We start from the raw sequence: 23,739 nt of genomic DNA on the forward strand, positions 1-23,739 counted from the left end.
CCCCGCCGCCCGTGCGGTGGACGGGGACCGGGGCATCCGCAAGACTCTCGCCGATCCCTTCTGACGTTCGGAGGAACGAAACGCATGCGCTACATCCCGCTGGGCAGTTCAGGTCTCCGGGTCTCCGCCGTCGGGCTCGGCTGCAACAACTTCGGCGGCCGCCTCGACGCGCAGGCCACCCGCGCCGTCGTCGACGCCGCCCTCGACGCGGGGATCACGCTCCTCGACACGGCCGACATCTACGGCGGACGCGGCGGCTCCGAGCGCCACCTCGGGCAGGCCCTCAAGGGCCGCCGCGACCAGGTCGTCCTCGCCACCAAGTTCGGCTATGCGGGCATGTCCATGGAGTACGGACCCGCCGCCGGATCCCTCGGCGGCCGCGCCTACGTCCGGCGGGCCGTCGAGGAGTCCCTGCGCCGCCTGGACACCGACCACATCGACCTCTACCAGCTGCACAGCCCCGATCCGGCGACCCCCGTCGCCGAGACCCTGGCCGCGCTCACCGAGCTCGTCGCCGAGGGCAAGATCCGCTACATCGGCCACTCCAACTTCAGCGGCTGGCAGCTGGCCGAAGCCGCCCATGTCGCCCGCGAGACCGGTGCGGTGCCCTTCGTGTCGGCGCAGAACGAGTGGTCGCTGCTCCAGCGGGCCGCGGAGCAGGAGCTCGTTCCGGCGGCCGTCCACTACGGGCTCGGGGTGCTCCCGTACTTCCCGCTCGCCAACGGCCTGCTGACCGGCAAGATCCGCCGGGGCGCCGCCGTACCGGCCGGCTCCCGGCTGGAGGGCCGCGACGGCTACGTCACCGAGGAGCGGCTCGACACCGTCGAGGCGCTGGCCGCCGTCGCCGACAAGTACGGCCGCAGCCTCCTCGAACTCGCCATCGGCTGGCTCTCCGCGCAGCCCGGCTGCTCCTCCGTCATCGCCGGCGCCACCTCGCCCGAGCAGGTGCGGGCCAACGCGGCGGTCGCCGACCGCCCGCTGGAGCCCGAACTGCTCGTGGAGATCGACGCGATCGCGGTGGCGTGACCCAGGCCGTGACCCAAGCCGTGAGCCCGCCGTGACCCACGCCGTGAGCCCGCCGTGAGCCGGCCGTGAGCCCGCCGTGAGCCCGCCGTGAGCCGGGCTCAGCCGGGCTCAGGCGGGCGCGCCCGTCAGGACCTCGACCTTGCCGGTGTCCAGCGAGTAGTACGCGCCGACGACGGCGAGGGCGCCCTTCTTCACGAGGGGCCCCAGGTCGGAGTTGGCCCGCAGGTCGGCCGCGGTCACGGTGATCTGGTGGTGGGTCATGGTGTCGACGGGGTCGGCGCCCGGGTTCCCGGCCGTCAGTTCGTAGGCCGGCACCATCGCCTTCGCGAGCGCCTCCAGGTTGCCGGGCAGCGGCTTGCCCGCCTTCAGCGACGTGTACGCCGCCTCGACGGCCCCGCACCGCTGGTGGCCGAGCACGACCACCAGCGGGGTCCCGCCCGTCATGGGCCCGTACTCGACGGAGCCGGTCACCACCGGGCCGACCGCCTGCCCGCCCGTGCGCAGGACGTACAGGTCTCCGAGCCCCGTGTCGAAGATCAGCTCGGGCGCCACCCGGGAGTCGATGCACGAGAGGACCACCCCGAACGGGTCCTGCGCCTCGGCGACCAGCTCGCGCCGCTCCGGATCGCGGTCGGGGTGGTCGAGGTTGCCGCTCACCCAGCGCTTGTTGCCCTCCATCAGGCGGGCGTACGCGGCCTGCGGGGTGGCCGGCCGCGGCTGCGGGGCCGCGGTCGCCACCTTCGGGAGCGAAGGGGACGAGCACCCCGAGAGGGCGACGGCGGCGGCCGCGAGGCCTCCGGTCAGCACGGCCCTGCGGGCCGGAAGTCCTGCAGTGCGCATCGGTCGTACCCCTCGGTGCCGCGCGGCCGCGTCCATACGTCGTGACGACCGCGATTGTTCAGGGCCCCGCGGGCGACCGGGCGGCAGGCGCACGTGCCCGCCGCCCCGATTGCCACAGACGGCCCACGCCCGCGGCCCACCTCAGGAGACGATGTCCTTGCGGGAGAAACCGCGGAACGCGAGGGCGAACAGCACCAGCGCGTACGACACCGACACCGCCGTCCCCTTGATCATCCCGCCCCACTCCAGTTGCGGCTGCAGCGCGTCCGCCCACGCGAACTGCCAGTGCGCGGGCAGGAACTCCCGCCAGGAGCCGAGCGCCGTCACCGCGTCCAGCACGTTGCCGACGATCGTCAGGCCGACCGCCCCGCCCACCGCGCCCAGCGGCGCGTCCGTCCGTGTCGACAGCCAGAACGCCAGCCCGGCCGTGACCAGCTGCGACACGAAGACGAAGGCCACCACCAGCGCGAGGCGCGGCACGCTCTCCGCGGCCGACAGCGAGCCGCCCGTCGGCAGTTTCAGCGGACCCCAGCCGTACGCGGCCGTGCCCGCCGCCAGCGCCACCGCCGGCAGCAGCACCATCGCCGCGAGGCTGAAGCCCAGCGCCACCACCAGCTTGCTCCACAGCAGCCGGGTCCTCGGCACCGGCGAGGCCAGCAGGTAGCGCAGCGAGGACCAGCTCGCCTCCGAGGCCACGGTGTCCCCGCAGAACAGCGCCACGGGCACCACCAGCAGGAAGCCGGCCGACACGAACAGACACGTGGCCGCGAAGTTCGCCCCGGAGGCCGTCGCCGTGTCGATGAGCGTGATCCGGCCGTCCCGGCCGCCCCCGCCGTCCTGCCCGCCGCCCACCGCGAACGCGATGATCATGATGAACGGCAGTGCGGCCAGCACCCCGCCCATCACCAGCGTGCGCCGCCGGCGCCACTGCCGCAGCGCCTCCACGCGCAGCGGCAGCGTACGGCTCGCCCGGTAGCCGTGGGCCACCTCGGTCAGCGTGCTCATGCCGCACCTCCGATCAGCGTGAGGAACGCGTCCTCGAGCCGGCGGTGCGGACCCACCGCGCTCACCGGCACCTCCAGCGCCACCAGCTCGGCGATCAGCCCGGAGGCCGTCGCGCCCTCCAGCCGTACGAGCAGCCCGTCATCGGCGGCCGTCACCGCACCCACTCCCTCCAGCGCGGCCACCTTCGCCACGGTCCCTTCGTCCACCGGCCCGGCCAGCGTCACCAGCAGCGTGTCCCCGCCGCCCGTGATCTCCGCGACCTCGCCCGCCCGTACCAGCCGACCGCGGTCCATGACCACCAGGTGCGTGCAGGACTGCTCCACCTCCGACAGCAGGTGGCTGGAGACGATGACCGTCCGCCCGCCCGCCGCGTACCGGATCATCACGTCCCGCATCTCCCGGATCTGCGGCGGGTCCAGACCGTTCGTCGGTTCGTCGAGGATCAGCAGGTCCGGCATCCCGAGCATGGCCTGCGCGATCGCGAGGCGCTGCCGCATGCCCTGCGAGTACGTGCGCACCGCACGCTCCAGCGCGTCGCCGAGCCCGGCGATCTCCAGGGCCTCCGCCAGGTGCGCGTCCTCGGCCGGACGCCCGGTGGCCTGCCAGTACAGCTCCAGGTTGGCCCGCCCCGTCAGGTGCGGCAGGAAGCCGGCCCCTTCGACGAACGCCCCGACCCGCGACAGCACGGGTGCCCCGGCCCGGATCGCGTGCCCGAACACCCGGATCTCCCCGGCGTCCGGCGAGATCAGCCCCATCAGCATCCGCAGCGTCGTGGTCTTGCCGGCGCCGTTGGGCCCGAGCAGACCCAGCACCTGCCCCTTCTCCACCCGGAAGGACAGGTCCCGCACCGCGTAGCGGTCCTGTACGCCCCGGTACCGCTTCGTCAGCCCCGTGATTTCCAGTGGTACGTCGGCCGGCGCGGGCTCGGGCTGCGCTGCCGGGCCCCGCGCCCCCGCACCCTCCCGACCGGTCCTCCGCACCCCCAGCAGGGCCGCGGCCAGCAGCGCGGCAGCCAGCGGCAGTCCCCAGACCCACGCGGGCAGCCCCGCCGAGGCCGTGCGCACCCCGTCGGCCACCGGGACGGCCAGGCCGCCCCGCACCGAGACCGTGTACGTGGCCGGCGCGGCCGGGGAGGCGTAGCCGAGGTCGGTGGCGGCGACGACCAGCCGCAGCCGGTGCCCGGCCTCCACCAGGTGGTCGACGGCCGGAAGCCGCAGCTCCACCGCGGCCCCCTGCTGCGCGTTCTCCACCCGTACCGGGGCCACCAGCTGACTCGGCAGCACCTGCTGCCGCCCGTCGGGCCCGACGTCGTACACCTTGCCGAACAGGACGGCCGAACCGTCGGCAGCCGTCGACCTCACGTTCAGGGTGACGGTCGGGGTCCCGGTGACCCGTACCCCCTCGGCCAGCGGCTCCGACTCGAACCGGGCGTTCTGCCCGGGGAAGTCCAGCGACAGCCCGGCCCCGACGGCGGCGAGCTGCCCGCCGATCCCGGGCAGCGAGGACAGTGCGGGCGGGGCGCCGCCCGCCGGATTGACGAAGCTCTGCTCCCGCCCGCTCAGGGCGAACGCGCGGGGAGCGGAGGCGAGCCCCGGATAGCGCTCGCCGCTCGCGCCGCGCAACTGCACCGCACCGTCGGTGGAATCGATGCCACCGGAGCGCGAGACGCGGAAGGCCGGGCCGGTGTCCGCGCCCCGGTCCTCCTTGAGGTAGCGGTCGAACCAGGCGGTCACCCGGTCCTCGACCCGCCCCGCCTCGCGCATGCCGCCGTCGTGCCCGCCGGCCGCCCAGTCCACCGCGACGGGCGCCCCGTTCGCCGCGATCGCCTTCGCCATCGCGTCGGCCTGGTCCAGCGGGAACAGGGAGTCCTCCTGACCCTGCACGATCAGGGTCGGCACCTTGATCCGGTCCCCGACCGCCGACGGACTGCGCGCCTCCAGCAGCGCGCGGGCCTCGGCATCGGGCTTCCCGGCCACCGCGACCCGCTCGTACATCGCACACAGCTCGGGCTGGAACCGCCCGCAGGCGGTGGCGGTGGCGGTGCCCGCGCCGGAAGGGCCGGAGGCGGGGGCGGCCGCGGTCCCCGGGATGCCCTCGGGCCGCATCCCGTCGGCGGAACCGGTGGTGAAGAACAGGCCCGCCCACAGCTTCTTGAACACGCCCTGCGGGAAGAGGGAGTCCGCGAGGTTCCAGTACGTGATCTGCGGGGCGATCGCGTCGACCCGCCGGTCGTAGCCGGCGGCGAGCAGCGAGACGGCCCCGCCGTACGAGGCCCCCGCGACGCCGACGCGCGGATCGCCGTCCCCGTCGAGCCGCACCTCGGGCTGCCGGGCGAGCCAGTCCACGAGCCGGGACACGTCCTTGACCTCGTGTTCGGGATCGTTCAGCCCGATCTGGCCGCCGGAGCGGCCGAAGCCGCGCGCCGACCAGGTCAGGACGGCGTACCCGTCCCGGGCCAGCCGCTCGGCCTGCGCGCGGACGTCGTCCTTGCTGCCGCCGAACCCGTGCCCGAGGAGCACGGCGGGCCGCTTCTGCCCGCCACCGGCCGTGAAGTACGAGGTGTCGATCGCCGCGCCGTCCATCTCCACCATGCGGTCCTGGCGGTGTACGGAGGGCGCCTCGCCGGACGCGGCGGCGGTCCAGGTGCCCGCCCCCGCGACGACGGCGAGCGCGGCGGCCCCCGCGAGCAGGCGGGCGCGGCGGCGCCGTGGCAGCCGGAGCTTCGGCAGTCGGGGCTTCATACCGAAACCCTAGACGCCGCCCTCCCGGCCCCTGAGCGCCCCCGGGCGGAACCTTCCACCTCCTGGAGGAGTACCCGGGCGGCCCGGCATACCGCACCTGCGGTACCCGGACCCGACCTGCGGACCACGCCGGGCGGCGGGAGGATGACGGCATGCTGCTCGCCGAGGTCGCGCGCGTGTCCCGGGAGGTCGCCGAGACCTCCGCCCGCTCCCGCAAGACGGCCCTGCTCGCGGAGGTGTTCGCCGGCGCGCCCCGGGAGGAGGCCGCTCTGGTGGTCTCGTACCTCTCCGGGCGCCTCCCGCAGGGCCGGCCGGGCATCGGCTGGCGCGCGCTCGCCGCCGAGGTCGAACCCGCCGCCGAGCCCACCCTGACCGTCAGCGCCGTCGACGCGGCGGTGACCGCCTTCGCCGCGGTCGCCGGGGCCGGCGCGCAGGCCGAGCGCCGCCGGATCCTCGACGCCCTGCTCGGCGCGGCCACGGAGCCCGAGCAGCGGTTCCTGCGCAGCCTGCTCTCCGGCGAGGTCCGCCAGGGCGCCCTCGACGCGGTCGCCCTGGAAGGGGTCGCCGCGGCCGCCGGGGTGCCCGCCGCCGAACTGCGCCGCGCCGCGATGCTCGACGGCTCGCTGCCCCGCGTGGCCGCGGCGGTGCTGGCCGACGGGGCGGCGGCGCTGCGCGGGGTCACCCTGCGCGTCGGGCGGCCCGTACAGCCGATGCTGGCCAACACCGCCACGTCGGTGGCCGCGGCCCTGGCCGCGCTCGGGCCCTGCGCGGTGGAGGAGAAGCTCGACGGGATCAGGGTGCAGGTGCACCGCGACGGGGACGAGGTCCGGGTGTACACGCGCTCCCTGGACGACATCACCGGCCGGCTGCCGGAGGTGGCGGAGCTGGCGCGGGCGCTGGCGGGGGAGCGGTTCATCCTCGACGGCGAGGTGATCGGTCAGGCTCCGGACGGCCGCCCGGTGCCCTTCCAGGAGGTGGCGAGCCGGGTCGGATCACGGGTCGACGTCGAGGCCGCCCGGCGGACGCTGCCGGTCGTCCCGTACTTCTTCGACGTGCTGGCCGTGGCGGACGAGGTGCTCCTCGACCTCCCGGTGCGGGAGCGGTACGCGGCGCTCGCCGCGCTCGTGCCGCGGGACTCCCGGGTCCGCCGGCTCGCCGTCGAGGACCCGCGGGAGCAGGCGGCGGCCGCCGAGGAGTTCTGGGCCGAGACCCTCCGGCGCGGTCACGAGGGGGTGATGGTCAAGGGCCTGGACTCCGTCTACGCGGCCGGGCGGCGCGGCAAGCACTGGCTGAAGGTGAAACCGGTGCACACCCTCGACCTGGTGGTGCTCGCCGTCGAACGGGGCCACGGCCGGCGCACCGGACTGCTGTCGAACCTGCACCTCGGGGCGCGGGCCGCCGACGGCACGTACGCGATGCTCGGCAAGACCTTCAAGGGGCTCACCGACGAGATGCTGCGCTGGCAGACCGACCGGCTGCGGGAGCTGGCGGTCGACGACGACGGGTACACCGTGCGGGTGCGGCCCGAACTGGTCGTGGAGATCGCGTACGACGGGCTCCAGCGCTCCCCGCGCTATCCGGCCGGGGTCGCGCTGCGCTTCGCGCGGGTGCTGCGGTACCGCCCGGACAAGCGTGCGGACGAGGCGGACACGGTGGAGACGGTACTCGGCGGAGGATGACGAGGGGAGGGCGGGCGAGGGGAGGACGGGAGAGGGCGGGTCCGCTGGGGTTTTTGCCTCAGAGGCAAGGGAAATTGCCAGGGAGGCAGGATTCTGGCTCAATCGGGGCATGACATCCGGTCCTGCCCCCGGCCCCGAAGGTCCCGGCGAACCGCTCGGCCCCGACCTCGGAGCCGACCTCGGCCCCGACCTCGGAGCCGCTGACGACGAGATGCCCTCCGTGGCACCGCAGCTGCGCGACCTGCGCCGCCGCGCCGGGCTCACCCTGGAGGCCGCCGCCGCGCGGGCCCGCCTCTCGCCCGCACACCTGTCCCGGCTGGAGACCGGGCGGCGCCAGCCCTCGCTGCCCCTGCTGCTCGGACTCGCCCGCACCTACGGTACGACGGTCTCGGAACTGCTCGGCGAGACCCCCGCCGTCGCCGATCCCATCGTACGGGCCGGCGGTCCGGGCGCCCGCGAGGCCGACGGGTGGACGTACTGGCAGGCCGGCGGCTCCGGCCGCGGGATGCAGGCGCTGCGCGTGCACGTGCCCCACGGGCGCAGCCAGGGCGAGCTGGTCCGCGTACATCCCGGCGAGGAGTGGCTGTACGTCCTGAAGGGACGGCTGCGGCTGCACCTGGCCGAGGCCGAGTACCTGCTGGAGCCGGGGGACAGCGCGCACTTCGACTCCCTCACCCCGCACCGGATCGGCGCGGCCACCCAGGGCGGCGCCGACCTGCTGTTCGTCCACACCCTGCTGCAGAGCAGCCTCGCCGGGCTCTGCCTCGGCGGCGGCGGTGCCTCCGGCGCGCCCGCACACCACCGTTGACCCCTCCCATCCCAGGAGTCCCCTCATGAAGCTCCAGTCCAAGTTCCCGCGCGGCCTGCTGATTCGGCTGGTCGCCTACTTGTTCGTCGGCCACCTCTTCGCCTTCTTCGTCTACCTCCTCTTCGTCCTCGGCGGCCAGAACCAGTAGCGAAGGACCGGGCCCGCGGCTCTGGAAACGTGCAGGTCCTGTCGCTACCCTCCGCGCATGATTTCCACGGTTGTCTGGGGTACCGGCAACGTCGGCCGTTTGGCCATCCGTGCCGTAGAGGCCCATCCGGCGCTGAAACTGGCCGCCGTCATCGTCCACCATCCCGAGAAAATCGGCCGCGACGCGGGCCGGCTCGGCGAACTCGACCACGACACCGGGGTCCTGGCCACCGACGACATCGAAGCGGTGCTCGCCGCCCGGCCGCAGGCCGTCGTCTACGCGGCCTCCGGCGACACCCGCCCCGACGACGCGCTCGCCGACATCACCCGGGCCATCCGCTCCGGCGCGGTCGTCGTGAGCCCCGCCCTCTACCCGCTGTACGACCACCGCAACGCCCCGCCCGAGTTCCGCGATCCGGTGGCCGCCGCCGTGGCGGAGGGCGGCGGCTCGCTGTTCGCCTCCGGCGTCGACCCCGGCTGGGGCAACGACGTGCTCCCGCTCCTGCTCAGCGGAGTCGGCGGCACCATCGACGCCATCCGCTGCCAGGAGATATTCGACTACTCCACCTACGACCAGCCGGACTCGGTCCGCCACCTCGTCGGCATGGGCCAGCCCATGGACTTCGAGCCGATGATGCTCATGCCGTCCGTCCCCACCATGGTCTGGGGCGGGCAGATCCGCATGATGGCCCGGGCGCTCGGCGTCGAACTCGACGAGATCCGCGAGACCGTGGACCGCCGGGCCCTCGACACCACCGTCACCACCCGCACCATGGGCGAGTTCGCGGCCGGCACCCAGGGCGCCATCCGCTTCGAGGTGCAGGGCATCGTCGAGGGCGAACCCCGCCTGGTCATCGAGCACGTCACCCGCATCCACGCCTCCTGCGCCCCCGACTGGCCGTCCCCGCCCGACGGCGGCGACGGCGCCCACCGCGTCATCATCGAGGGCCGCCCGCACATCGAGGTCACCGTCGAGGCCACCGACGAGGGCGAGAACCGCTCGGCGGGCGGCAACGCCACCGCCGTCGGACGCCTCGTCGGCGCCATCGACTGGCTGGTGGAGGCCGAACCGGGCCTCTACGACGCCCTCGACGTCCCCCTGCGGCCCGCCATCGGCAAGCTCGGAAGGAAGAAGCCATGAGGATCGACATACCCGAGGGCCAGCACCCGATCGAGTACGTGTGGGGCGACATGGTCCCCGGGATCGGGATGGCGGCGGCGAACTTCTCGCTGTCGGTGTACGCCCACACCACCCTGGGACTGCGCGAGTTCGAGGCCGCACGGCTGCGCGTCGCCCAGATCAACGGATGCGTGTTCTGCCTCGACTGGCGGACCGAGCGGGACGGGGAGAAGGTCGAGGAGGAGTTCTCCGACGCCGTCACCGACTGGCGCACCACGGACCGGTTCGACGAACGGACCCGGCTGGCCGCGGAGTACGCGGAGCGCTACACGCTCGACCACCACAACCTCGACGAGGAGTTCTGGGAGCGGATGACCGCGCGGTACAGCCAGCTCGAGATCGTGGAGCTGACGATGAGCATCGGGTCCTGGCTGGCCTTCGGCCGGCTCAACCACGTGCTCGGCCTCGACAGCGTGTGCGTACTGCCGGGGCACTGACGCGGGCTGCGAGGGCAACGGGTCCGGGGCCGGTCGGCACCTCCGACGGCCCCGGGTCTGCGTGCGGACCGCCTACAGGTCGGTGGCGATGATCTTCTCGATGTTGCGCTCGGCGAGCGCGGTGATGGTGACGAACGGGTTGACGCTGGTGTTGCCGGGGATCAGCGCGCCGTCGATCACGTACAGGCCGGTGTAGCCGTGCAGGCGACCGTAGTTGTCGGTGGCCTTGTTCAGTACGGCGCCGCCGAGCGGGTGGTAGGTGAGGTGGTCGCCCCAGATCTTGTTGGTGCCGAACAGGTCCGTCCGGTAGATCGTCCCCTCCTTCGAGTTGATCTTGTCGAAGATGGTCTTGGCCATGTCGATGGACGGCTGCTTCCACGCCGTCTGCCAGTTCAGCTCCACGTTGCCCGAGGCGGCGTTGTAGGTGAACTGGGCGCGGTTGGGGTTCTTGGTGATCGACAGGTAGAAGGAGGCGTACGTCTCGATCCCCGTCGGCAGCGGTGCCACCTCGGCGAACGCCCCGCCCGCGTCCCAGTTGTCGATGCCGCCGCAGGGGATGGACGCCTGGACCTTGCCGGTGGGGTCCCACAGGTGGTTCGCCCGCCCGCACATGACGTTGCCGTTGTCGCCCCACCCCTTGCCGATCTCGCCGTTCAGGGCGGGCAGCGCGCCGGTGGCCTTGAGCTTCACGAGCAGCTTGCTGGTGCCGACGCTGCCGGCCGCGAAGAACACCTTGTCGGCGACGACGGTCTTGGTGGCGGTGGTGGCGCCGGTGGTGTTGATCTGGTCGATGACGACGGTGTAGCCGCCGCCCGACGCGGGGGAGACGGAAGTGACCTTGTGCAGCGCGGAGATGGTGACCCTGCCGGTGGCCTTCGCCTGGGCGAGGTAGGTCTTCTGCAGGGACTTCTTGCCGTAATTGTTGCCGTAGAGGATCTCCCCGGCCACCGCGGACTTGGGGGCGGTGCCGGCGGCCTCCTGCTTCATGTAGTCCCAGTCGTACACGTCCGGGACGAAGACGAACGGGAAGCCGGAGCGCTGGGCGTGCTTGCGGCCGACGCGGGCGAACTGGTAGCAGTCGACGGTGTCGAACCAGGCCGGGTCGACGAGGCCGACCCCGAGTCCGGCGTTGGCCCGCGGGTAGTAGGTGCCGTACATCTCCTCGGCGTCCACCGACGGGAGGATGGCGCCGAAGTTCGAGCGCTTCGGGGTGACCGCCATACCGCCGTTGACCAGCGAGCCGCCGCCGACTCCGCGGCCCTGGTAGACGATGATGCCGCCCATCTCCTCGGCGTCCAGGATCCCGGTGTAGCGGGGGATGTCCTTGTCGATGGGGAAGCCGAGGAAGTTGCTCAGGGGCTGCTTGGTCCTGGTCCGCAGCCAGTAGGAGCGCTGGTCGGGCGTGGTCGTGTTGCAGAAGATCTTGCCGTCGGGGCCCGGGGTGTCCCAGGCCATGCCCATCTCGATCATGTGGACGTCGACGCCGGCCTGGGCGAGCCGCAGGGCCGCGACGGAGCCCCCGTAGCCGGTGCCGATCACCAGGGCCGGCACGTGCGCGCCGTCGTCGATGGGGCCGGCGGCCGCCGCCGACGCGGCGGCGGTCCGCGCGTGGGCGGGGGTGATCTGACCGGTGAGGGCCGCGGCCCCCAGAATAGAACCAGTTCTAGCTATGAATCCACGACGTGAGATTCCATTGGAGCCGGATTTGTGCAGGCCTTTGTCACTCATGTGACGTTCCTCACTCTCGGCGGAATGGGAACGAGTTCTACTGCCGGTCGCATGGGAAGTCACTACATACGTCTAGGTAACTTTCGGCCTGTCACGTCACAGGGGTGCCCGGCCGGGGACGCCGGACCCACCCCAGGACCAGCAGGGAGGCGACCGCCGCGAAGGCGCACCAGGTGGAGGCGAATTCCAGCCGCCACAGCGCTGAGCAGGCCAATGCCCCGGCGCCGAGCACCGCGCCGAGGAGGCGCAGCCGCCGGTCCCCGGACAGCAGCAGGGCTCCCAGCGTGGCGAACAGGTAGCCCGCGAGGAGGAGCGGCATCCACGGAACATTCACGCCGTAGCCGAGGGTGTGGCCCCGGATCTCGGCGACGGCCGGCCGGGTCGCGAGGCAGTACGAGAGCACCGCGGCGGTGGCCACGCCGACGGCCGCGGGCGCCCACAGGCGGCGCCGGTCCACCGCGGCGGCCGCCAGCAGGACCCCGAGCGGCACCCAGGCCGGCAGCGCCGGCAGGGCGATCGCCACCCAGGCCGTGGTGGCCGGCCCGCAGCCGCCGCCCGCGCGCCAGACGGCGGCCTCCACCAGCTGGTGGGCGCCCAGCAGCAACGGCAGTGCGGCGATCGGCAGATCGCGGGCCCGCCGTAGGCGTGCCACGCACACGACGCCGAGGGCGGTGATGGCCGCACCCGCCGTCAGGTCTGCCGTGGCGTTCCAGCACATGGCGCGCCGCCGGTCAGGGCTTCGCCGTCCTCGGGGGTTCGAGCGGCGGAGCGGTGGTCGCGCAGAAGGTGTGGCACTCCGGGTGGCACCCCGCCCCCGGTACGGGCTTGCGCACGGTGGTCCAGGCCACGACGGCGCCCACCACCAGCAGCCCCGCGCACCACAGCATGGCCCGCCCGAACGCGGCGTCGAACTCGGATGCCGAGCGGTAGGCGTCCGGTCCCATGCCGGCCAGCAGCGGCAGCGCCGCCACCGCCAGCAGCCCGGCCGCCCGCGCGGCCGCGTTGTTGATGCCGCTGGCCAGGCCCGCCCGGCCGGGGTCCACCGAGGACAGCACGGTCGCCGTCAGCGGAGCCACCAGGGCCACCATGCCCATGCCCATCACGATCAGCGCCGGCAGCACGTCCCGTACGTACGAGGCGTCCGGCCCCACCCGCAGCATCAGCAGCAGCGCCGCCGCGCACAGCAGCGGCCCCACCGTGAGCGGGATCCGCGGACCGATCTTCTCCCCGAGCGCCCCCGACCGGGCCGACAGCAGCAGCATCAGTGCGGTCGTCGGCAGCAGCGCCGCCCCCGCGCCCAGGGCCGAGTAGCCGGAGACCACCTGGAGCTGGAGCACGAAGAGGAAGAAGAACCCGCTGAAGGCCGCGTACACGAACAGCGTGACCACGTTGACGGCCGTGAACTGGCGGGAGGCGAAGATGTCGGGCGGCAGCATCGGATCGGCCCGGTGCCGCTCGACGTACACGAACACGGCGGACAGCAGCACGCCCGCGACGGCCGAGGCGATCACCAGCGGGGACCCGGACCGGGCCTCGATCAGCGCGTACGTCACCAGGGCGAGTGCGGCGGCCCCCAGGGCGGCGCCGAGCACGTCGAACCGCCCGTGCGCCTGCGGATCGCGCGATTCCGGTACGTGCCGCAGGGCGATCGGCACACACACCGCGGCCACCGGCACGTTCAGCAGGAACACCCAGCGCCAGCCGGGCCCGTCCACCAGCCAGCCGCCGAGGAACGGCCCCACGGCCGCGCCCACCCCGCCGAACCCCGACCACAGCCCGACGGCCCGGGCCCGGTCCTCGGCGGCGATCGAGCCCTGGATCAGCGCGAGGGAGCCGGGGGTCAGCAGGGCGCCGCCGGCGCCCTGAAGGGCTCGCGCGGCGATCAGGACCCCGGCGTTCGGCGCGATCCCGCACAGCAGCGAGGCGCCCGCGAACCACACCACCCCGAGGACGAAGATCCGGCGCCGCCCGAAGCGGTCGCCGAGCGCTCCGCCGACGAGGATCAGTCCGGCCAGCGTGAGCATGTAGGCGTTGGCGGTCCACTGGAGCACGGCCATGTCGGCGTCGAGGTCCACCCCGATGGTGGGGAGGGCGACGTTGACGACGGTCGAGTCGAGCAGGGCCATGGTCGACCCGAGCACGGTGGTCAGTACGATCCACCGGCCCCGGGCGGAGGCGAGCGGCACACCGGGCCCGGCCGGAACGCGTTCTTCCGTGCCCGGCGCTGGATCGGTCATGTCTTCAGGCTGGCCCGCCGGGGCCGCGATGGCCACCCCAGGCGCGCAGCGTACGGCTCATTAGGCCCTCTTGTAATGTCCATGACCCTTCCTTCACCATGACCGCGCACGTCGCGCACGCCCTTCCCGCACAACCTGCACACGGCGTCCGAGGAGGACCACACGTGGCCCAACGCAACAGGCGACGATCATTACGCGCGGCGCTCGCCGCTCTCACCGCGGCCCTGCTCCTGCCCGTAGGAGCGGGCGTGGCGGCGGCCGCGCCGGAACCCGGCCCCACCCCCGCGGCGGCCGAGCGCAAGATCGAGCCGAAACTCCGCACCCAGCTCGAGGACGCCGGCAAGGCCGTCTTCTGGGTGTATCTGAACAGCGCCGCCGACCTCACGGCGGCGGGGCGGCAGAAGACCCGTGCCGCCAAAGCTGAAACGGTTCTGCACGCCAAACAGGAGCACGCCGCGCGCAGCCAGGCCGAGGTGATCAAGGCCCTCGACGGCGCCAAGGCCGAATACACCTCCTACTGGATCGTGAACGCCGTGCGCGTCGTCGGCAGCCAGAAACTCGCCGGCACCCTCGCCCAGCGCCCCGAGGTCTCCCGGATCGACGCCGACGACAAGGTCACCCTCCCCAAGCCCGCCGAGGGCAAACGGGAGAAGGCCGCCGCCGACGCCGTCGAGTGGAACATCGACCGCATCAAGGCCCCGCAGGTCTGGGACCAGCTCGGCGTGCGCGGCGAGGGCATCGTCGTCGCCAACATCGACAGCGGCGTCGACTACACGCACCCGGCCGTGAACGGCCAGTACCGCGGCAAGAACGCGGACGGGTCCTACGACCACAACTACAACTGGTTCGATCCGGCCGGCGTCTGCCCCACCGCGGCCCCCTGCGACAACAACGACCACGGCACCCACACCATGGGCACCATGGTCGGCGACGACGGCGGCGCCAACAAGATCGGCGTGGCCCCCGGGGCCAAGTGGATCGCCGCCAAGGGCTGCGAGACCAACTCCTGCTCCGAGGCCTCCCTCCTCGCCGCCGGCCAGTGGATCGTCGCCCCGACCGACCTCGGCGGCCACAACCCGCGCCCCGACCTCGCCCCGCACGTCGTCAACAACTCCTGGGGCAGCGCGACGCACGACGACTGGTACCAGCAGATCGTCGACGCCTGGCGCGCCGCCGGCATCTTCCCCGCCTTCTCCAACGGCAACTCCGGCCCCGGCTGCGCCACCAGCGGCTCGCCCGGTGACTACGCGAGCTCCTACAGCTCCGGCGCCTTCGACATCAACGGCGCCATCGCGTCGTTCTCCTCGCGCGGCGCGGGCCCCGGCGGCATCGTCAAGCCGAACATCGCGGCCCCCGGCGTGAACGTGCGCTCCTCCGTCCCCGGCGGCGGGTACGAGGCCTTCTCCGGCACCTCCATGGCCTCGCCGCACACCGCGGCCACCGTGGCCCTGCTCTGGTCGGCCGCCCCCGCCCTCGAAGGCGACGTCGCGCAGACCGAGCAGCTGCTGAACGGCACCGCCCAGGACACCGACAACGGCCAGTGCGGCGGCAACGCCGCCGACAACAACGTGTTCGGCGAGGGCAAGCTCGACGCCCTCGCCGCCGTCTCGGGCGCCCCGCGCGGCGCCATCGGCGCCGTCTCCGGCACCGTCCGCTCGGCCGGCGCGCCGGTCGCCGGAGCCAAGGTCACCGCCACCGGCCCGATCGGCCGTACGACGACCACCGCGGCCGACGGCACCTACACCTTCCGCTCCCTGTCCGTCGGCGACTACACGCTGACGGTCTCCAAATTCGGCTACGGCCAGCAGACCTCGACGGCGACGGTGACCGAGAACGCCACGGCCACCGGCGACTTCACCCTCACCCAGGCCCCCTCCGGCAAGCTCACCGGCACCGTCACCTCGGCCGCCGGACCCGCCGCGGGCGCCACCGTCACCGTCACGGACACCCCGGTGACCGCGACCGCCGACGAGCAGGGCCGCTTCGAGGTCACCCTGCCGCACGGCACGTACGAGGTACGGGCCGCGCACTCCTCCCGCTGCGTCACCGGCGGCAGCGCCCAGACCACCGTCGCGGGCGACACGACGCTCGCGCTCACGCTGCCCGAGCGCACCGACACCTACGGCTACGCCTGCTCCACCCCGGGCGGCCGCCCGTACGCGGCCGGCGACCGGCAGCTCGCGCTGACCGGCGACAACACCACCGAGCGCGTCGACCTCCCCTTCCCGGTCCCGATGTACGGCAAGACGTACGGCCAGGCCTGGATCGGGACCAACGGCACGGTCAGCTTCGGCGGCAACAACACCGGTGACATCAACGGGGACCTCCCGAGCACGGCCACGCCCAACGCGGCGCTGTACCCGTTCTGGGACGACCTGGTCGTCGGCGCGGCCGGCAGCGGCTCGGGCGTCTTCACCGGCGTCACCGGAACCGCCCCGCACCGGACGTACGTGATCGAGTGGCGCGAGGTGTCCCACTGGTCCGCCCAGACCGACAAGTTCTCCTTCTCGGCGGCCATCAGCGAGGACGGCACCGTCGTCTACACGTACAAGGGGACGGGCGGCACCGGCATCAAGGGCGGCTCCACGGCCACGGTCGGCGTGGAGAACGCCACGGGCACCGACGCCTTCAAGTACTCCTTCAACCAGGCCGGCATCACCGACGGGCTGGCCATCGCCTTCAGGACGACCAAGAGCGGCGTGGTCGCGGGCCGGATCCTCGACGCGAACGACGGCAAGGGTGTCGCGGGAGCCACGGTGACCGTCGGCTTCGGCGCCGAAGCCGTCACGGCCACCACCGCGGCGGACGGCGGCTACCTCCTGCAGGCCGGCGCCGGCAAGAACTCCTACACGATCCTGGCCGACTGGTACACGGGGGTGACCAACGCCTTCACCGTGGAACAGGGCGGAGTCACCGCCGTCAACCAGTCCCTGTCGACGGCGCGGGTCACCGCGTCCCAGCCCTCCCTGGAGCTCGCCCTCCCGGCCGGCCAGAAGCGCACCCGCACCCTTGAACTGAGCAACACGGGCACCCTCGACTCGCGGTTCACCGTGGCCGAGGACGCGGCCTGGCTGACGGCCACCCCCGACTCCGGGAACCTGGTGATCGGGGGCAAGGCCACCGTGAACCTGGCCGTCGACACCACGGGCCTGGCCGCCGGCTCCGTCCTCACGGCGAACCTGCGGATCAGCTCGGTGAGCGGCCGCAGCCCGGTCCTCACCGTCCCGGTCAAGGTCGTGGTCCCGCGCTACCAGGTGGCCCTGGACGCGGGCTCCGACTCCGGGGCCACGGACACGCTCGGGGACAGCTGGTCCCCGGACCGCAAGTACACGGCCGGCTCGTACGGCTACCAGGGCAGCTCCTCGACGCACTCCACCGGGCGAACGATCGCGGGTACGGCCGAGCAGAAGCTGTTCCGCAACGCCCGTGAGGGCATGTACGAGTACCGCTTCGACAACGTCCCGAACGGCACGTACACCGTGGAGCTCGGTTTCGCGGAGCTGTCGTCGACGAAGCCGAACAAGCGGGTCTTCGACGTGATGGCCGAGGGCACGCAGGTGCTGCCCTCGCTGGACATCGCGCTGGAGGCGGGCACGTACACGGCCCTGACCCGGACCTACACGGTCACGGTCACGGACGGCGTGCTCAACGTCCGCTTCGTCGCGCACGGGGGGTACGGCAAGCCGCTGCTGAACTCCCTGCGGGTGACGGACCGCCCCGACAAGAGCTGACGGGCACCGGCGGATGACGGGGGCGGGGCGCCGCAGGGCGCTCCGCCCCTCGCGCGTCCACTCCTAGGGGGTGTCCGCAAAGTCCCGCCTGCCCCGCGGCGCCCGGCACGTGCTCTCGGCGCACCGGGCGAAATCCCGAGTACGCCCAGTACACCGGCTTCCGCCCGGCACACCGAGAGCACGCACCGGACGCCGCGGGAGCGCCCTGCGGGCGCACGGCGCTACTTTGCGGACACCCCCTAGGGGGTGTCGAGGCGGGGCGGCGCGCACCGCGGGTCCTCGGGGCCCTGCGGGCCGTCAGCAGCGGTCCATGCCGGAGAGCTTGAAGACCGTCGTGACGGTCTGCCGGTCCATGAGGCGCGAGAGCCGCCGCACCGGGGCCGAGCCTTCCGTCAGGGTGCCGAGGGACAGGCTCACGCCGACGCCCTGGTGGAACAGGTGCCACAGCGCGGGGTTCGCCGCGAAGACCCTCGGGTCGACCTCCAGCCGGTTGCCGTCGAGGTCCTCCAGGACCAGGCGCTGCGCGACGCCGTCGTGCCAGGCGACCGAGACGAGCCGGTCGGTGCGGACCCGGCGGCGGCGCAGCAGCCCCCGGGTCATGAGCGTGCCCGGGGTGGCGCGGACCCGGGTGGGCCAGAGGACGGCGAGCAGCGTCAGGCCGAGGGCCGTCCAGAGCAGGACGCGCTGCCATTGGGTGCAGCCGGCCGCCGCGTCGACGGCGAGGAGCAGTCCCGGGAACAGCACGGCGATGCCGGCTGCGGCCCGGGCGTCCCCCGCCCAGTTGCGGTCCTCCACGAGATTCGGTCCGGGCATGCGTTCCATGGAACGGCCGCGGGCGGGCATCGGCCCGCTTCACTGACGCCCTCCTGACAGCGCGGGCGCGAACCCTGACGTCCTGCTGACGCGCACGAACGGAAACCGTATGCAACGCATCAAAAGGCCGTTGCCGTCCGATACGCCGGCCGGCCGCGCGGGCACTGTGGAGGTGGCGGAGCACCGCCCCCACCAGGAGAATCGGAGACGGGATCCATGGACGCTGAGAACGTGGTCGGGCTGGTCATCGCCCTCGCTCTGCTCGGCTATCTCATCACGGCCCTGATCAAGCCCGAGAAGTTCTGACCCTGACCCGGAGGGCGTCTGACCCGGAGGGTTCCGGCCCGGAGGGTTCCGGCCCGTAGGGTTCCGGCCCGGAGGGCATCTGGCCCGGAGCGGCTCCGACGAGGTCCGACGCCACCGGGACCGGCGTGTCCGGACGGGAGGCAGCACATGTCCGGGTATCGACTCCACGACGGCCTCGCCCTGATCGCGGCCCTCGCGGCCCCCTTCCTCGTGGCGCTCGCCCTCGTGCCCTTCCGTACGGGTCTCTCGTCGGCGAACGCCGCCCTGGTCATGGTCGTCGCCGTGGTCGCCGTCGCCGCGCTCGGCACCCGCGCGGCCGGGGCCCTCGCGGCGCTGTCGGCCGCCTCATGGTTCGACTTCTTCCTGACCCGGCCGTACGGTCGCTTCACGATCACCGGCGGTGACGACGTCCAGACGGCCGCCCTCCTCCTGATCGTCGGCCTGATCGTCTCCCAGCTGGCCGTCCGCGCCCGCCGCCTCCAGGGCGCCGTGACCGCCGACGCCTCGCACCTGTCCCGGCTGGAGGGCACGGCCCGGCTCGCGGAGGGCGGCGACTGCCCCGAGGCCGTCGTCGAGCACGTGCGCCACGAGCTCATCGGCCTGCTGAACCTGCGCGACTGCCGCTTCGAGTACGGATCCCTCATCGGGCACCTCCCCCGGATGGAGCACGACGGCACCCCGTGGCTCGGCCACGGCACCGGGGAGACCGAGGCCACCTACTGGCCCGACCGGTGGCCGGAGGGCGAGACCGAGCTGCGCGCCGTCGGAGGCGGGCACTACTACGGCCGCTTCGTCCTCGACCCGGTCCCGGGACCGCTGCCCTCGGAGCAGGCCCGGCGCGTCGCCGTCGCCCTCGCCGCACAGGCGGGCGCCGCCCTGGACACGGCCGGCCTGGCCCGCTGAGGGCCGCGTCCGGGGCTCTTGAGCCCCTGCCGCACCGTGCGGCCGACCCCCCGGGACGTTTCCGCGTCAGGGCGGCATCAAGAGATCCGGCCTGCCCGTATGGAGCCCGTCAAAAGGTCTTAACGCGGGCCTGAGCTCGCGGTTTGCTCTAGATCGGCCGTCTGGCCGAAAACCATTTCATCACTTCATCCAGGAGCTCACGATGGCCGATCTGGCCTTCGTCGTCACCGCGGTCGCGACCTTCGCACTGGTGGCTCTCATCGCCCGAGGGGTGGCCAAGCTGTGACCGCCGAGAACATCGTCGGCCTGCTCGTGGCCGTCTCCCTGCTGGGCTACCTCGTCCTCGCCCTCGTGTACCCGGAGAGGTTCTGAGCACCGATATGAGCCCCGTAACCGCTGGTGTGCTGCAGCTGCTCGCGCTCGTCGCCGCGCTCGCCCTCGCATACCGTCCGCTCGGCGACTACATGGCCCGCGTCTACTCCTCCGAGAAGCACTCCCGCCCGGAGAAGTGGATCTACAAGGCCATCGGCGCCAATCCCTCGGCCGAGATGCGCTGGCCCGCCTACCTGCGCGGCGTCCTGGCCTTCTCCGCAGTGAGCGTCCTCTTCCTCTACGCCCTGCAGCGCCTGCAGGGCAGCCTGCCCGGCTCGCTCGGCTTCCAGTCGATCGACCCCGACCAGGCGTTCAACACCGCCGCGTCCTTCGTGGCGAACACCAACTGGCAGTCGTACGCGGGCGAGCAGGCCATGGGCCACGTCGTGCAGACCGGCGGCCTCGCGGTGCAGAACTTCGTCTCGGCCGCGGTCGGCATGGCCGTCGCCGTGGCCCTCGTACGGGGCTTCGCCCGCTCGCGCACCGGCGAACTGGGCAACTTCTGGTCCGACCTGGTGCGCGGCACCGTCCGGATCCTGCTGCCGATCTCCGTGATCGGCGCGCTGGTCCTGGTCGCGTGCGGTGTCATCCAGAACTTCGCCGGGATCCACGAGGTCGGCCAATTCTTGAATCAGCACGGCACGAGCGGCTCGCAGCAGTGGAACGGCGGGGCGGTGGCCTCGCAGGAGGTCATCAAGGAGCTGGGAACGAACGGCGGCGGCTACTTCAACGCCAACTCGGCCCACCCCTTCGAGAACCCGACCCCCTTCTCGAACCTCTTCGAGATCTTCCTGATCCTGGTCATCCCGTTCGCGCTGACCCGCACCTTCGGCCGCATGGTCGGCAGCCTTCGCCAGGGGTACGCGCTCCTGGCGACGATGGCGACGATCTGGCTCGGTTTCACCGCGCTGATGATGTGGACCGAATTCGCCCACCACGGCCCGGCCTTCGAGGTCGCCGGCGGGGCGATGGAGGGCAAGGAGACCCGCTTCGGCATCGGCGCCTCCGCGATCTTCTCGGTCGCCACCACGCTGACCTCGACCGGTGCGGTCAACTCCTTCCACTCCTCCTTCACCGGCCTCGGCGGCGGCATCCAGCTGCTGGGCATGCAGCTCGGCGAGATCGCGCCCGGCGGCGTCGGTTCCGGTCTCTACGGCATGCTGATCATGGCGATCATCGCGGTGTTCATCGCGGGTCTGATGGTCGGGCGGACGCCGGAGTACCTGGGCAAGAAGATCGGCACCCGCCAGATCAAGCTGGCCGCCTGCTACATCCTCATCACCCCGGCGCTGGTGCTCTGCTTCACCGCCGCCGCCATGGCGCTGCCGACCCCGGGCAACTCGATGGCCAACCCCGGGGCGCACGGCTTCTCCGAGATCCTGTACGCCTACACCTCCGGCGCCAACAACAACGGCTCCGCGTTCGCGGGCCTGAACGCCGATACGCAGTGGTTCAACAGCACCATCGGCATCGCGATGCTGCTCGGCCGCTTCCTGCCGATCGTCTTCGTCCTCGCGCTGGCCGGCTCGCTCGCCGAACAGCAGCCCGTACCGGAGACGGCGGGCACCCTGCGCACCGACAAGCCGCTCTACGCGGGCCTGCTCGTCGGCACGATCCTCATCATCACCGGTCTGACCTATTTCCCCGCCCTCGCGCTGGGTCCGCTCGCTGAAGGGCTCGCCTCATGAGCACCATCACCCCCACCCGTGCTCCGCACGAAGACCTGCCCACCGGGCACAAGCCCCCGGCGGGGCGCGTCGGCGGCGGTCTGTTCGATCCCAAGGCGCTGCTCAAGTCCTTCCCCGACGCGGTGAAGAAGCTCGACCCGCGCGTCATGATCAAGTCGCCGGTCATGTTCGTGGTCCTCGTGGGGTCGGTGGTCACCACCGTCCTCGCCATCAAGGACCCGACCGACTGGTTCGGCTGGGCGATCACCGCCTGGCTGTGGCTGACCACCATCTTCGCCAACCTGGCGGAGGCCGTGGCGGAGGGCCGCGGCAAGGCCCAGGCCGACACCCTGCGCAAGGCGAAGACGGACACCGTCGCCCGCCGTCTGACCGGCTCCGGCGAGGAGCAGGTCCCGGGTACGGAGCTGCGCATCGGCGACCTGGTGGTCTGCGAGGCCGGCGACATCATCCCCGGCGACGGTGACGTCGTCGAAGGCGTCGCTTCGGTCGACGAGTCCGCGATCACGGGTGAATCGGCGCCGGTGATCCGCGAGTCGGGCGGTGACCGCAGTGCGGTGACCGGCGGGACGAAGGTCCTCTCGGACCGGATCGTCGTCAAGATCACGACGAAGCCCGGCGAGACCTTCATCGACCGCATGATCGCCCTCGTCGAAGGCGCGGCCCGGCAGAAGACGCCGAACGAGATCGCCCTCAACATCCTGCTGGCGTCCCTCACCATCGTCTTCCTCCTCGCCGTGGTCACCCTGCAGCCGTTCGCGATCTACGCGGACGCCAAGCAGTCGATGATCGTGCTGACCGCGCTCCTGGTCTGCCTGATCCCGACCACCATCGGGGCGCTGCTCTCGGCCATCGGCATCGCCGGCATGGACCGGCTGGTCCAGCGCAACGTCCTGGCCATGTCGGGTCGTGCGGTCGAGGCCGCCGGCGACGTGTCGACCCTGCTGCTCGACAAGACGGGCACGATCACCCTCGGCAACCGCCAGGCCGCCGCGTTCGTACCCGTCAAGGGCACGACGGAGGCCGAACTGGCCGACGCCGCCCAGCTGTCCTCGCTGGCCGACGAGACCCCCGAGGGCCGTTCGATCGTGGTCCTCGCGAAGGAGAAGTACGGGCTGCGCGAGCGCCACCAGGGCGAGCTCGCCCAGGCCGAGTGGATCGCCTTCACCGCACAGACCCGCATGTCGGGTGTGGACGTCGACGGCCGGAAGACCCGCAAGGGCGCTGCCGGTTCGGTCATCACCTGGGTCGAGGAGCGGGGCGGCCACGTCGCCGACGACGCCGACCTCCTCGCGAGCCGCATCTCCGAGGCGGGCGGCACCCCGCTCCTCGTGGCGGTCGAGGACGAGAAGGGTGCCCGGATCCTCGGTGTCATCCACCTCAAGGACGTCGTCAAGGAGGGCATGCGCGAGCGGTTCGACGAGCTGCGCCGCATGGGCATCAAGACGATCATGATCACGGGTGACAACCCGCTGACCGCGAAGGCCATCGCCGAGGAGGCCGGCGTCGACGACTTCCTCGCCGAGGCCACCCCCGAGGACAAGATGGCCCTCATCAAGCGGGAGCAGGCGGGCGGCAAGCTGGTCGCGATGACCGGCGACGGCACCAACGACGCCCCGGCCCTCGCCCAGGCCGATGTCGGCGTGGCGATGAACACGGGCACCTCGGCCGCCAAGGAGGCCGGGAACATGGTGGACCTGGACTCCAACCCCACCAAGCTCATCGAGATCGTCGAGATCGGCAAGCAGCTCCTCATCACGCGCGGCGCGCTCACCACGTTCTCCATCGCCAACGACGTCGCGAAGTACTTCGCGATCATCCCGGCCATGTTCGCCGTGGTCTACCCGGGCCTGGACAAGCTCAACGTCATGGGCCTGCACTCGCCGAACTCGGCGATCCTGTCCGCGGTCATCTTCAACGCGCTGATCATCATCGCCCTGGTCCCGCTCGCCCTGAAGGGCGTGCAGTACAAGCCGACCAGCGCCGACAAGATGCTCCGCCGCAATCTGGGGATCTACGGACTCGGCGGCCTGATCGCCCCGTTCATCGGCATCAAGCTCATCGACATGCTCATCACCCTCATCCCCGGAATCGGCTGATC

19 protein-coding genes are annotated in these 23,739 nt (G+C 72.4%); 12 read left to right on the forward strand and 7 right to left on the reverse strand.

The features are described 5' to 3' along the window. Positions 1 to 84 precede the first annotated feature (84 nt). Positions 85 to 1,026, forward strand: coding sequence for an aldo/keto reductase (locus ACFYZS_RS08420; protein WP_389008181.1), 942 nt, complete (start codon positions 85 to 87; stop codon positions 1,024 to 1,026). A gap of 108 nt (positions 1,027 to 1,134) precedes the next feature. Here ACFYZS_RS08420 and ACFYZS_RS08425 read toward each other — a convergent pair whose 3' ends face one another. The 3 genes from ACFYZS_RS08425 to ACFYZS_RS08435 all read right to left on the reverse strand — a co-directional run bounded on the left by ACFYZS_RS08425 (position 1,135) and on the right by ACFYZS_RS08435 (position 5,612). Next, a complete protein-coding gene (locus ACFYZS_RS08425; RefSeq protein ID WP_389008184.1) occupies positions 1,135 to 1,866 on the reverse strand; it encodes a carbonic anhydrase in 732 nt (243 codons plus the stop codon). A gap of 141 nt (positions 1,867 to 2,007) precedes the next feature. Next, the gene (locus tag ACFYZS_RS08430) at positions 2,008 to 2,871 is read right to left on the reverse strand and encodes an ABC transporter permease (RefSeq protein WP_389008187.1); all 864 of its coding nucleotides are present in this window, start codon (positions 2,869 to 2,871) and stop codon (positions 2,008 to 2,010) included. After that, positions 2,868 to 5,612 (reverse strand): CocE/NonD family hydrolase, encoded by a 2,745-nt coding sequence (locus ACFYZS_RS08435; RefSeq protein ID WP_389008190.1) that lies wholly within the window; start codon positions 5,610 to 5,612, stop codon positions 2,868 to 2,870. Before ACFYZS_RS08435 ends, ACFYZS_RS08430 begins: the two co-directional genes overlap by 4 nt. Before the next feature lie 152 nt (positions 5,613 to 5,764). On the opposite strand from ACFYZS_RS08435, the gene ACFYZS_RS08440 reads away from it, so the two are divergent. The 5 genes from ACFYZS_RS08440 (at position 5,765) to ACFYZS_RS08460 (ending at position 9,863) form a co-directional block, all read left to right on the forward strand. Next, a complete protein-coding gene (locus tag ACFYZS_RS08440; protein ID WP_389008193.1) occupies positions 5,765 to 7,291 on the forward strand; it encodes an ATP-dependent DNA ligase in 1,527 nt (508 codons plus the stop codon). Between the two features lie 211 nt (positions 7,292 to 7,502). Further along, on the forward strand, positions 7,503 to 8,099 hold the full coding sequence (locus tag ACFYZS_RS08445) for a helix-turn-helix domain-containing protein (RefSeq protein WP_389008825.1): 597 nt from the start codon (positions 7,503 to 7,505) through the stop codon (positions 8,097 to 8,099). Between the two features lie 25 nt (positions 8,100 to 8,124). After that, positions 8,125 to 8,247, forward strand: coding sequence for a DUF6126 family protein (locus tag ACFYZS_RS08450; RefSeq protein ID WP_037846875.1), 123 nt, complete (start codon positions 8,125 to 8,127; stop codon positions 8,245 to 8,247). A gap of 57 nt (positions 8,248 to 8,304) precedes the next feature. Further along, positions 8,305 to 9,387: a dihydrodipicolinate reductase gene (locus tag ACFYZS_RS08455; RefSeq protein ID WP_389008197.1), complete on the forward strand. Its 1,083-nt coding sequence runs from the start codon at positions 8,305 to 8,307 to the stop codon at positions 9,385 to 9,387. After that, positions 9,384 to 9,863, forward strand: a complete 480-nt coding sequence (locus ACFYZS_RS08460; protein ID WP_030154022.1) for a carboxymuconolactone decarboxylase family protein — start codon at positions 9,384 to 9,386, stop codon at positions 9,861 to 9,863. Before ACFYZS_RS08455 ends, ACFYZS_RS08460 begins: the two co-directional genes overlap by 4 nt. A gap of 72 nt (positions 9,864 to 9,935) precedes the next feature. Here ACFYZS_RS08460 and ACFYZS_RS08465 read toward each other — a convergent pair whose 3' ends face one another. The 3 genes from ACFYZS_RS08465 to ACFYZS_RS08475 form a co-directional block, all read right to left on the reverse strand. Then, complete coding sequence (locus ACFYZS_RS08465; RefSeq protein ID WP_389008201.1) at positions 9,936 to 11,591, reverse strand: GMC oxidoreductase; 1,656 nt, start codon at positions 11,589 to 11,591, stop codon at positions 9,936 to 9,938. A gap of 91 nt (positions 11,592 to 11,682) precedes the next feature. Further along, a complete protein-coding gene (locus ACFYZS_RS08470) occupies positions 11,683 to 12,309 on the reverse strand; it encodes a DUF6629 family protein (protein ID WP_389008204.1) in 627 nt (208 codons plus the stop codon). A 13-nt stretch (positions 12,310 to 12,322) separates the two neighbouring features. Beyond that, positions 12,323 to 13,828 (reverse strand): MFS transporter, encoded by a 1,506-nt coding sequence (locus ACFYZS_RS08475; RefSeq protein ID WP_389008207.1) that lies wholly within the window; start codon positions 13,826 to 13,828, stop codon positions 12,323 to 12,325. A 164-nt stretch (positions 13,829 to 13,992) separates the two neighbouring features. On the opposite strand from ACFYZS_RS08475, the gene ACFYZS_RS08480 reads away from it, so the two are divergent. After that, complete coding sequence (locus ACFYZS_RS08480) at positions 13,993 to 17,559, forward strand: S8 family serine peptidase (protein ID WP_389008210.1); 3,567 nt, start codon at positions 13,993 to 13,995, stop codon at positions 17,557 to 17,559. A 297-nt stretch (positions 17,560 to 17,856) separates the two neighbouring features. Here the strand turns inward: ACFYZS_RS08480 and ACFYZS_RS08485 are convergent, their stop codons facing one another. Then, entirely contained in the window at positions 17,857 to 18,372 is a 516-nt protein-coding gene (locus ACFYZS_RS08485; RefSeq protein WP_389008212.1) for a hypothetical protein, read from the reverse strand. Positions 18,373 to 18,588: 216 nt separating this feature from the next. On the opposite strand from ACFYZS_RS08485, the gene kdpF (ACFYZS_RS08490) reads away from it, so the two are divergent. The 5 genes from kdpF (ACFYZS_RS08490) (at position 18,589) to kdpB (ending at position 23,737) form a co-directional block, all read left to right on the forward strand. Continuing rightward, entirely contained in the window at positions 18,589 to 18,678 is a 90-nt protein-coding gene (kdpF, locus tag ACFYZS_RS08490; RefSeq protein ID WP_389008215.1) for a K(+)-transporting ATPase subunit F, read from the forward strand. Between the two features lie 147 nt (positions 18,679 to 18,825). Beyond that, positions 18,826 to 19,581 carry a DUF4118 domain-containing protein gene (locus ACFYZS_RS08495; RefSeq protein WP_389008218.1) on the forward strand — a complete coding sequence of 252 codons (756 nt, stop codon included), beginning with the start codon at positions 18,826 to 18,828 and terminating at the stop codon, positions 19,579 to 19,581. 282 nt (positions 19,582 to 19,863) lie between these two features. Beyond that, positions 19,864 to 19,953, forward strand: coding sequence for a K(+)-transporting ATPase subunit F (gene kdpF / locus ACFYZS_RS08500; RefSeq protein ID WP_037836701.1), 90 nt, complete (start codon positions 19,864 to 19,866; stop codon positions 19,951 to 19,953). 8 nt (positions 19,954 to 19,961) lie between these two features. Then, the gene (gene kdpA, locus ACFYZS_RS08505) at positions 19,962 to 21,641 is read left to right on the forward strand and encodes a potassium-transporting ATPase subunit KdpA (RefSeq protein WP_389008222.1); all 1,680 of its coding nucleotides are present in this window, start codon (positions 19,962 to 19,964) and stop codon (positions 21,639 to 21,641) included. Then, positions 21,638 to 23,737, forward strand: a complete 2,100-nt coding sequence (gene kdpB, locus ACFYZS_RS08510) for a potassium-transporting ATPase subunit KdpB (RefSeq protein ID WP_389008224.1) — start codon at positions 21,638 to 21,640, stop codon at positions 23,735 to 23,737. Before kdpA ends, kdpB begins: the two co-directional genes overlap by 4 nt. Positions 23,738 to 23,739 lie beyond the last annotated feature (2 nt).

Source organism: Streptomyces sp. NPDC001903 (genome assembly GCF_042891345.1).
Taxonomy (GTDB): Bacteria; Actinomycetota; Actinomycetes; order Streptomycetales; family Streptomycetaceae; genus Streptomyces.